At 69.2% G+C, this 10,395-nt stretch carries 8 protein-coding genes and 1 pseudogene; 6 read left to right on the plus strand and 3 right to left on the minus strand.

Annotated elements, in window-relative coordinates:
- The first annotated feature begins 101 nt into the window (after window positions 1-101).
- From ACFXKZ_RS50980 to ACFXKZ_RS50995, 4 genes and pseudogenes are all read left to right on the plus strand, one after another.
- A complete protein-coding gene (locus ACFXKZ_RS50980) occupies window positions 102-2,270 on the plus strand; it encodes a HEAT repeat domain-containing protein (protein WP_380014933.1) in 2,169 nt (722 codons plus the stop codon).
- Between the two features lie 137 nt (window positions 2,271-2,407).
- Complete coding sequence (locus ACFXKZ_RS50985; protein ID WP_380014936.1) at window positions 2,408-3,940, plus strand: ISL3 family transposase; 1,533 nt, start codon at window positions 2,408-2,410, stop codon at window positions 3,938-3,940.
- Window positions 3,941-4,030: 90 nt separating this feature from the next.
- Window positions 4,031-4,585, plus strand: a pseudogene (locus tag ACFXKZ_RS50990) (transposase); the annotation flags it as partial.
- A gap of 100 nt (window positions 4,586-4,685) precedes the next feature.
- Entirely contained in the window at window positions 4,686-5,072 is a 387-nt protein-coding gene (locus tag ACFXKZ_RS50995) for a hypothetical protein (protein ID WP_380014939.1), read from the plus strand.
- Between the two features lie 488 nt (window positions 5,073-5,560).
- Here the strand turns inward: ACFXKZ_RS50995 and ACFXKZ_RS51000 are convergent, their stop codons facing one another.
- Both ACFXKZ_RS51000 and ACFXKZ_RS51005 read right to left on the minus strand, forming a co-directional pair.
- The gene (locus ACFXKZ_RS51000; RefSeq protein ID WP_380014942.1) at window positions 5,561-5,959 is read right to left on the minus strand and encodes a hypothetical protein; all 399 of its coding nucleotides are present in this window, start codon (window positions 5,957-5,959) and stop codon (window positions 5,561-5,563) included.
- The gene (locus ACFXKZ_RS51005) at window positions 5,956-6,231 is read right to left on the minus strand and encodes a hypothetical protein (RefSeq protein WP_380014945.1); all 276 of its coding nucleotides are present in this window, start codon (window positions 6,229-6,231) and stop codon (window positions 5,956-5,958) included. Before ACFXKZ_RS51005 ends, ACFXKZ_RS51000 begins: the two co-directional genes overlap by 4 nt.
- Window positions 6,232-6,290: 59 nt before the next feature.
- Between ACFXKZ_RS51005 and ACFXKZ_RS51010 the strand changes: the two genes are divergently transcribed.
- Together ACFXKZ_RS51010 and ACFXKZ_RS51015 are read left to right on the plus strand one after the other, a co-directional pair.
- On the plus strand, window positions 6,291-7,955 hold the full coding sequence (locus ACFXKZ_RS51010) for a Mu transposase C-terminal domain-containing protein (protein WP_380014957.1): 1,665 nt from the start codon (window positions 6,291-6,293) through the stop codon (window positions 7,953-7,955).
- Window positions 7,952-8,719 carry an AAA family ATPase gene (locus ACFXKZ_RS51015; protein ID WP_380014948.1) on the plus strand — a complete coding sequence of 256 codons (768 nt, stop codon included), beginning with the start codon at window positions 7,952-7,954 and terminating at the stop codon, window positions 8,717-8,719. Before ACFXKZ_RS51010 ends, ACFXKZ_RS51015 begins: the two co-directional genes overlap by 4 nt.
- 87 nt (window positions 8,720-8,806) lie before the next feature.
- On the opposite strand, the gene ACFXKZ_RS51020 is transcribed toward ACFXKZ_RS51015, so the two are convergent.
- Window positions 8,807-10,395: helicase associated domain-containing protein (locus ACFXKZ_RS51020; protein ID WP_380014951.1), on the minus strand; the 1,589-nt coding region annotated here is incomplete at its 5' end.

The raw sequence follows: 10,395 nt of genomic DNA on the forward strand, positions 1-10,395 counted from the left end.
TGAGTACACGAGACCTCGAGCAGAGTTTTCGTCGCCGCGCTGAGGCGGAATGGGCCCGAGCAGAGGCCGGAGAGGGCTCACCAGCCGATCCGGTGAGCGGCATGAACTTCTCCAAATCGCACCTTGATCGGCTCTTCAAAGGAAGCGCCTCCCTACCCTCGAAACGGTTCGTCAGAGTATTCCTGGAGATCACCAGCAGCGCCGCCGGGGTTCATCCCGATCGCCACGCGGAGTTGCGTCGCGCTGCGGACGAATTACTGAGTGCGGCTTTCCGACACCGTCGAGGTCGGCGCGCGACGGAAGCGGTGCCGAAACCCGAGGCCCCTGTCTGCGTGGCTGTGACCACTCTGCAGGCCCAGCTCGAACTGGAACGCGCTCACCGCGCCAGTGACGGGCTTCGGTGGGCGTTGAGCGATGCCCAATTGCTGGTGTCCACGCTGCTTCACATCATCAGGGCGCTGCGGGATATCATCACGGACCTCGATACCGAATATGTTCGGCTGCTTGGTACGGGTGCCGACCCAGGCGTAACGGACTCCACCGCGAAACAGCGGCTCGAAGCACGTACGCACAAAGCCGAAGCGGAAACGCAACTCGCACGGGTCAACGAACGTCATGTATTGCTGGATGCCCTATGGGAGCGGGCTCGCGACGATATCAATCGCTTGTCTCTGCACCCCGGCGTGGCGGATTTCGGGAGCCTTCCGGCAGGTCCCCCTGTACCACCGCCGGAGCTTCGCCCGGCTGCGCTATCGGCCCAACCGGCGCTCGCGGATATCGCCCTGGCCCTTCGGAAGGCCCAAGAGATCAATGCAACGGGAGAGAGCGAAATCCGTGAATGGCAGCAGAACTTCATTCCCGTTACTGATTTACAGCCCACGGATGAACACGCCGTCTTGATTGCAGCCACGCAGTTGACCGATGCCGACAATCGGAGAATGGCTCTGCGGACCCTCGTCAGACAATGGGCGCAGAGCCATGAGACTCGGGATGCTCTCGTGCGGCTGACGCTCGACGAGCAACTGGAGATCAGGATCAGCGCGATCCAGGGTCTGACGCAGGCATGGCCCGGTGACGCCGCAGCACGGGAAGCCCTCATCGCGGTGACCTGTGACCATGATCCAAAGGCTCGGGCGGTCGCTGTATGGGGGCTGACCCAAGGGTGGTCGAGCGATACTGTCGTTCGCGACGCCCTGATCGCACTTGCTGATGACGGGTCTGAAGCGGCTCGAGAGATTGCTGCCGAAGGGCTTGCCAAGGGGTGGCGCGGTGACGTGGCTGCTCGGAACACCCTGTTGCGCCTCGCTCACGACAGTGTGCAAGGCGTGTGGGAGACGGCCATCGAGGTACTCACGGAAGGATGGCCGGGCGACCCCGCGATCCGAGACACCCTTCTCGAGCTTCTTCGCTCGGACGAGATTGCCAGGCGGGAAGTCGCTGCGGAAGGCCTCGGTGCTCATTGGCCTGGTGATCCAATTGTGCAGAGGGGTCTTAACGCCTCGCTGCACGACGCCGCGCCCACGGTCCGTTGGGCCGTCCAACGAGGCTTGGGTCTCGCATTAAACCCCGAAGGAGATCCGCAAACCGGATTCATGGGACGCGGACCTCAAGGAGGGTATGGCGACCCCGGACTTTCTGGCCACCAAACATCCAAGCCCGAGCAGCCTGCTGTCCTGCGCGGCGATAGCCTCCTGATCGCTGCCCGCATCCCCCGTGATTTCAAAACGGAAAGGCCCCTTCAGGCTGTCTCTGCATTGCGCCGAGGGATTGGTTTCGAATCTGGAATCACCGTTATATCGGGAGACAATGCCACGGGTAAGACAATTCTATTGGAGGCATTGGCTCGACGGATAGGATGCCTTCCGAAAGGAGAAGGTCGGACGATGCGCGGCGGGCGACCTCTGGCTTTGGATGTTGCGAAAAGCCTCGACCTGCTTTGGCATGAGACCCTGGCGCCGGAGGAGTGTTTCTACCTGGGACCCGACGACCCTGCTCATGGAAGTTCTATTCTGGATAAAGTATTGGATAAGCCGTTGCAGTATCGCCTGTTTCTTCTTGACGAGCCAACGTCAATGACGTATTGGGCGCGGGAATCCAAGCGGGAGCGGGCGAAGGGACTGTATGAAAGGATGGGCCACTTGACCCAACAGGGATGTCAGTTCATCATCTCCACCACCAGTCGGCCCGCCGATCCAAGGCTTATCGGTGCGAAAAGGATTCGCTTCAGCAACCGCCGCGTTATCGACTCCTTGCATGCCCACTATGGGTAGCCGATACGACGGGAGAATCCGGCGAGCACTCGAAACGCGCTCCGAAGTGCTTCCCCGACCGCGGGACTGTAAAACTAACGGCCCTGTCTCACATTCGGTGGTGACAGAGAGTTGTGTGGGTCGTTGACCTTCATGTGATGGATGTCAACGAGCTTGTGCAGACGGTGTTTTCGGGTCTTTCCCCGCTGGTCGTGGAGGATGTGGCCGACGAGGGTGAGCGGATCGTGGTGCGGGCCCGGACGCCGCTGGACACCGCGGTCTGCCCGGTATGCGGGGCCTCGTCGGGACGGGTGCACGGCTATCACTGGCGGACGGTGGCCGACATTCCGGTCGACGTGCGACGGGTGGTGGTCCGTGTGCGGGTGCGGCGTCTGGTGTGCCCCACGCGGGGCTGCCGCCACACCTTCCGTGAACAGGTGCCCGGCGTACTGGATCGCTACCAACGACGCACCGCTCGTCTGAGCAGGCAGGTCAAGGCCGTGGTCAAAGAGTTAGCGGGCCGGGCGGGATCACGTCTGCTGGCGATACTCGCGGTGGGCCTGTCCCGTCACACGGCCCTGCGCACCCTGCTGCGCATCCCGTTGCCGACCGGGCGGGTGCCCCGCGTGATCGGCGTCGACGATTTCGCACTTCGCCGGCGGCACCGCTATGCCACCGTGGTGATCGACGCCGAGACCCATGAGCGGATCGACGTGCTGCCTGACCGCACGGCCGACACGCTGGAAGCGTGGCTGCGCGAGCATCCGGGTGTCGAGGTCGTGTGTCGCGACGGCTCAGCCACCTACGCCGAGGCCATCCGCCGCGCCCTGCCCGACGCGGTCCAGGTCGCGGACAGGTGGCATCTGTGGCACAACCTGTGCGAAGCCGCCCTCAGCGAGGTGAAGGCACACAGCACCTGCTGGGCCACCGTACTGGACGCACCCATCTACGACGGGCCACGCGCCCGAACCACCCTGGAACGCTGGCACCAAGTCCATGACCTGCTCAATCAGGGCGTGGGTCTGCTCGAATGCGCCCGCCGTCTGCAACTGGCCCTGAACACCGTCAAACGCTACGCACGAGCCGACCGGCCCGAGCGGATGCTCCGCGTCCCCAAATACCGCGCCAGCCTCGTCGACCCCTACCGCGAGCACCTGCGCAAACGCCGGGTTGAGGACCCCGCCGTCCCCGTGAGGCACCTCTTCGAAGAGATCAAGGCCCTCGGCTACGAAGGCTGCGTCAACCTCCTGCACAAGTACATCAACCAAGGCCGCGCGGACGCCGACCGCAGCCACATCTCCCCACGCCGGCTCGCCAGGATGCTCCTCACCAGGCCCGACAACCTCAAGCCCGAACATCACGACCTCCTGGCACGGCTTACCGCCGCCTGCCCCGAGATGACCCAACTGGCTGCTCACATCACGGACTTCGCCCAACTCCTGACGCCTCACGAAGGAAACGCCGACGGGCTCTCACGCTGGATCGTCCAGGCTCGCGCGACCGATCTGCCCCATCTGCACTCTTTCGCCCGGGGCCTGGACCGAGACCGCGACGCCGTGATCGCCGCGCTCACACTTCCGTACAGCAACGGCCCCACCGAGGGCGTCAACACCAAAACCAAGCGGATCGCGCGCCAGATGCACGGACGAGCAGGCTTCACTCTCCTCCGCCACCGCATCCTCCTCGGATAGCGACACACTCCGTCACCACCGAATGTGAGACAGGGCCAAACTAACGGTGGAACTTGATCATGAAAGTGACGCCGAGAGATGACTGACGTGATGTCAGAGCCTGTGCAGGACAGCCCGGTTGAGAGTGTCGCCGATGACGCTGTGGACGGCCGGTTGATCGACGAGCTGGTGGGTCGGGCCCGTGCTCAGGGCCTGGATCTGGTGGGTGAGGGTGGGCTGCTTCAGCAGCTGACCAAGCGGATCCTCGAGTCCGCCCTCGAGGGTGAGATCACGGACCACCTCGGGTATGAGAAGCACGATCCGGCCGGGGACAACAGCGGGAACTCGCGCAACGGCACCCGCGCGAAAACGGTGCTGACCGATGTGGGCCCGGTGGAGATATCGGTGCCGAGGGACCGCGAGGGGTCGTTCGAGCCGCGGATCGTCCGCAAGCGGCAGCGGCGTCTGTCGGGGGTGGACGAGATGGTGATCTCGCTGTCCGCGAAGGGCCTGACCACCGGCGAGGTCCGGGCCCACCTGGCCGAGGTCTACGGGGCCGACGTGTCGCGGCAGACGATCTCCACGATCACCGACAAGGTCCTCGACGGCATGGCCGAGTGGCAGAACCGGCCGCTCGACCGCGTCTACCCGGTCGTGTTCGTGGACTGCAGAACTCGCCCTCCCGGGCACGGTCGACGAAGCCGGCCGGAGCACCCTGCCGTCCACCGGCGAGACCCTGTCGTCCACCGGCGAGCACACCCCGGCCGTGACCGAGGCCGGCCCCGCCGCGACCCGGCCGTCGCCGTTAACGCACGGCGCCCGCCTGTACACACCCGGCGCGCACCCGGTGTCGACGCGCCAACTCGGCAAGGTCACCGAAGCCCTCGTCCACACCGTCGCCGCCCACGGGATCCTGTGCATGTACGGCGACCCCGGCCACGGCAAGACGATCGCACTCCACCAGGCCCTGCGCCTACTCCCGCGCCGCGTCCCGATACACCGCGCCCTGGTCGCGGTGAAACCCGCCCTGCCCCAACTGCGCGCCGCGCTGCTCACCGCGTTCGGCCTGCCAGCCACCTCCCTGACGAACCGCACCGACGCGGCCGACCACGCACTCCTCGACGCCCTCGAACCCCCCCGGGCGTGCTCGTGATCGACGACGTCCAACGCATCGCCGGCCCCGAACCGGACTACCTGCGCCTGTTGGCGGACGCCCCCACCACCCACACCAGCCTGGTGCTGTGCGGAGCGGGCGCCGAACGCACCCTCGCCCGGGCCCCCGCCCTGGCCTCCCGCGTCCTGACCTGGCAGCAGGTGCCGCCTCTGGACACGTCCCAAGTCGCGTGCGTGCCGAGGCTGTTGCATTCCCGGTGGGACGTCGCGAACGACGAGGACCTGCTCCACGCCGACTGCAGGCGCGCGGGGGATCCTCCGGGCCTGGCCGTGCGCGGGCCTCACGCGAGGTCCTCGCTGAATAAATCCGCGAGTTTCTCCGCGTGCTCGCCGTGCCGGCCGTGCCACGCCTCGATTGCTTGTCCCGGCCGCACGCGGCGCCTCGGCGCGCGCTCGACGTGGGTGCCGACGGATTCCCCGCCGATGCGGCCTCGGCTGCGGCCGGCGGGTCCGAGGGGATCGTCGTCGTTACCCGAAGCCGAGCATGCCGGGGGAGTCGATGTCGACGGTGACGATGCCGGGTGGGTAGGCGTCCTCGCGGGTGGTGAGGAGGATGGACATGCCGGTGAACTCGGCCCGGGGCAGGGCGCAGTACAGCGCGTGGCAGGTGTCCGGTCCGCCGAGGCCGTCGCGGATCATCGTCCCCACCGCCACCGACGCCACCGTCTCCAGGGGATCGACACTCACACTTGACAGTGCCAGGACCCGATGGGCCACACCCTGTGCGTCGGCCTCGGCCTGCACGAGGCACAGTGCGGGGACGACGAGGTGGTCGCCGGGGGTGCGGGCCATGTTGCCGGCGAGCAGGCCCAGGGTCTTATGGCCGGTGGCGAGTGCCTTGACGGCGCCGGTGTCCAGGATGATCACGCGTGGGTCTTCCGGGCCTTGTCGGCGGCGATGCGGTGGATGTTGGCGAGGATGTCGGGCGCGCCGTCGAATTCCTCGTCGGTGATCGGGACGCCGATCACCGAGCGCACCGTCTCCCGGTCGGCGGCCAGGCGCTCGGCCCGCTGGGCGGCGGTGGGCTGCTCGGCGGCCAACGCCTCGACCAGTTGGCCGATGCTCAGTCCGCGTTCCCTGGCGAGTTCGGCGAGATGGTCGCGGGTCTCTCTCGGCACCTGGATCGTCGTTGATGTCATAGCATCACTATAGACGCGCTACAGAGCGGATTCCGCGACTTCCCCCACCCCCGACGCGGATCCCGCCACCCGTTTCCGATCCGTATGGAGCCCAGCCCCGCCTCACCCGCGTGCACGTCCACACCACGGCGCAATGCCTGGGAGCGTCGGAGCGCACGGTGTGGCGCTGGCTGGCCGATGCCACCGCCACACCCGACACCGCCGCCTCCCCGGGCGCCCGCCGCGGCGACCGGTTCGAGATCACCCCGGGCATTCGGGTGTTGCTGGCCTTTTGGCGCGGCAACGCCTCCGCGGTCCACCGTGAGCTCGTCGTCCGCGCCCGTGCGGCCGCCGGTCCGGGTACGCCGGCCGGCGACCCCGCCTTGCCTGCTTCGACCGCCTCGCCACCACCCCCGTCGGGTGGCATGTCGCTCCCGGGTGGCGCGCCGCCGGCCGTCGTCCCGCTGCTGGATCCGATGCCGTCGTTGTCGACGTTCCTGCGCGCGCTCCGCCGGGACCTGACCGCGGGGGAGCGTGCCGGCCACCGCAAGGGCCCGGAAGCCGCCCGCGCGCTGGACGTATTCGCCAAACGCCCCCGGACCTGGCGCAACCACACCTGGGAGGCCGACCACGTCCAAGCCTCCCTGCGGGTGACCGCCGACGGCGACCTCGTCCACCCCTACATCACGTGGTTCATCGACTGCGCGACCAAGGCGATCACCGGCGTCGCCGTCACCCCCGGCCACCCCACGCGGGCCTCGGTCCTGGCCGCGTTGCGTTCCGCGATCGTGCGCACCGACCCCTACGGCCCGTTCGGCGGCCTGCCCGAGCACGTGCGCTTCGACCGGGGCAGGGACTTCCTCTCCCGCACCGTGACCACCGCCCTCACCGCCCTGGACGCCGACATCACCGTGCTCCCGCCCTACACCCCGCACCTGAAGGGCACCGTCGAGAACCTCAACCACTGTGTCGAGCGGATGCTGTTCGCAGCCCTGCCCGGCCACACCCCCAAACAACCCCGCCGACGACCCGACCGCACCCCCGCCGGCCCGACACTGTCCTTCCGCGACTTCACCGAGCAACTGCTGGCCTGGGTGACCTGGTGGAACACCGAGCACCACCCCGCCGCCCTGAACGGCCGTACCCCGCTCCAAGCCTGGAGCGCTGACCCGACCCCGCTCAACGACGTCCCGGCCGCGGACGTGTGGTCCTTCACGCTCGAGGACGACGCCCGCCCCCGTGTGATCACCAGCCACGGTGTGGCCTTCCGCAACCGCGACTACATCGCCGACTGGATGACCGGACAGGCCGGCCGCGAGGTCAGGGTGCGGTTCATGCCCCACCACACCCACGAGATCGAGGTCTGCACCCCCGACGGCCGCCGCCTGGGCACCGCGCACCTCGCCGACCAGGCCACCGACGAACAACGCGCCGCACTGCGCCGCGCCCGGGCGGCCCGCGCCCGCCGCCTGCGGGCCGAGGCCAAAGCCGCCGAACAGCTCCGCCACGACCGCTTCGCCGCCACGTCCACCCCTGCCGACGCACAGCGCCTGGACGCCCTGACCGCGGCCGAGGCCGCCCGGGAACTGGCCCGCCACCACGAAGGCGACCTGACCGCGCTGGCGTTGCCCGACCTGATCCCGCCCGCACCGCCACCGGCCGACTGGGCCACCCCCGACACGCTCAAAGCCCGCGTCCGGCCCATCGACCCGGCACCCACCCCCGCCCAAGAGGACCCCCGATGACCCCTCGCCTGCCGCCCGCGCCCACCGACCAGTACGTCTGCCTGCCCGACGCGCGTCTGGTGACCACGCGCGCGCTCCTCACCGTGCGGGAGAACCTCGCCGACACGATCGCCGCCCGCGCGATGACGTGTATCTACGGCGGTGCCGGCTTCGGCAAGACGGTGGCGGTCACCAGCTGTCTGCGCGAACTCGAACCCGGTGAGGACATCCACCGCATCACCTTCCACGCCCGTCCCACCACCCGCGCGGTGCGCCACGAGTTGTTCACCAGCCTCGGGCTGCCGGGCCGGCCCCCGCGCTACGCCGGCGAGTTCGACCACCTCCTCAAGAGTGAACTCGCCACCCACCCCCGCACCCTCGTCCTCGACGAGGCACAGTGGCTCTCCAGCGACCAACTGGAATACGTCCGCTACATCTGGGATGACCCGTACACCCAGGTCGCGATCGTTTTTGTGGGAGGAGAAGGCTGCCACCAGACCCTGCGCAAGGAGCCGATGCTGTCCTCCCGGATCTTCATCTGGCAGCGCTTCACCCGTCTCACCCCCGAGGAGGTCCTGGACGTCATCCCGCTCTACCACCCCGTCTGGGCCGACGCCGACCCGCACGACATCGCCTTCGCCGACAGTCACGCCGCGCACGGCAACTTCCGCAACTGGGCCCGCCTGACCGCCCACACCCACACCGCCCTCGAACGCACCGGCCGCACCCACGTCGACCAGGAAATACTCCGCTGGGCCTTCAGCCGTCTCGGCTCCGGCACCTAGACCCAGCCACCTCCACCGACACCCCCCTCGATCCCACTGCGAACCTCACACCCACCGAACACGAACACCCCCGCCCGACACCCCACCTCACCAGCGCATGCCGAGTTCGGTGAGCAGCCGCACCCGCTCCTCGCTCAACGAACTCCGCCGGGTGCGTTGGTTGTTGACCCACTTGCCCAACCGCACCTCGACGGCCGCGCCGCCGCCCGCCGCGCCCGGCCCGACCGACGCCACAGCTTCGACGTGCGCCCTGGGCACGTCCAAGTCGCCCTCGCGTTGGCGGTAGGCGACGGCCGCGGCAAACGCGGTCTCCCACGCGCCCCGCCCGCGCCTCGGCGCCCGAGCCCCGACGGCGCCGCCGGCCGCGCCCGCGCCGCCCTCCCGCGCGCCGCTCCCGCCGCCGGCCCTCCCGCCACGACCTCCCGCGCCACCAACACCCGCAGTCACCGCCACGCCGTCTTCGACGCCGTCACCGCCCGCCGCACCACCCTCGCCCGCCGCTGCGCCGTGCTCGGGAAGGGGTGTGATGCCGAGTGCGTGGAGTTGCTCGAGTTGTCCGGGCCTGAGCTTGGCCCACACGGCGGGCCTGGTCTGCCGCTGCGCCCAGGCGCCGATGTCCTGGCCGCCGGCGATCCATCCGGGCGTCAGCTCCTCCGAAGACCCGCCCCGCCGCAGGTGCAGTCGTACTTCGTTGGCGGCTCTCTGCCAGGCGATGGTCCATCCGTCGGGTCGCCACCACGGGTCCAACTCCTCCAGGGCCCGGCGGCGTTCGGGGTGCGCGTCGAGAACCCCGGCACGCCGCTGGTTGGCGAGCCACTGCCCGATGCGCACGCCGTCCTGGACGGCGCCCTGTGGCGCGGCGAGATGTCCGACGCGTTCGACATACCGCCTGGCGACGGCGAGCCCGTCCTCGAACGCGGCGTCGGGATGCGACCACACCATCCCCAGCATCACGAGTTTCCGCACCCGCCCGGCGTCGAGCCGCCCGGCGGCGTACTCCCTGCGCTGCACCGCGGCCCACTGCCCGACCGGATAGTCATGATCCTGTTCGTCGCGCGCGTCGAGCGGAATCCTCATGTGCCCGTGCGCACGCAGGAACCGCCGCGCGGCGAGATACCCGCGGACCCAGTCGCGTTCGTCCGGGTCGATCACCCGCAACCGCACGAAGTCCGCCACCACCACCGGGTCCCGCGGGCTGGAGAACCGCAGGAGAGGCCGCGTCTCCACCTCCGGACCAGCAGTGCCCGCAGGTCCTGTTACGCCCTCCACGACCCCTTCAGGCCCCCGCACAACCCCACTCGTGCCGACCCCGACAGCACCGGCGCCCGCTGCGCCGCGGGGGCCGTTCGTGCCGTCGTCGGTCTCGGCACCACCGACGGCCACGCCCACCCCACCGCCCGGACCGCCTTCGCCGCCGCCGCCCGCCGCGTCCGGGACGCCGCTCCCGTGCCCGGCCCCACGACCCGCGGCCTCGTCCACGGTGCCGCCCGCGCCGGTCCCGGACGGCCCGCCGACCGGGCCGCTCACCGCCGCCTCGCCGGCCGCCACGCCAAGGGTGCCGAGGGTGCCGTCTCCGGCCCTCGTGTCGCCGTTCGCTGTGCCGTGTTCCGCTGTGCCGTCCTCGTTCTCGTCCCGGCCGGGCCCGGCTCCGGCGATCGTCCGTGCTGCGCCGTGTG

The sequence above is a fragment of the Embleya sp. NPDC059237 genome, assembly GCF_042754105.1.
In the GTDB taxonomy this organism is placed as follows: domain Bacteria; phylum Actinomycetota; class Actinomycetes; order Streptomycetales; family Streptomycetaceae; genus Embleya.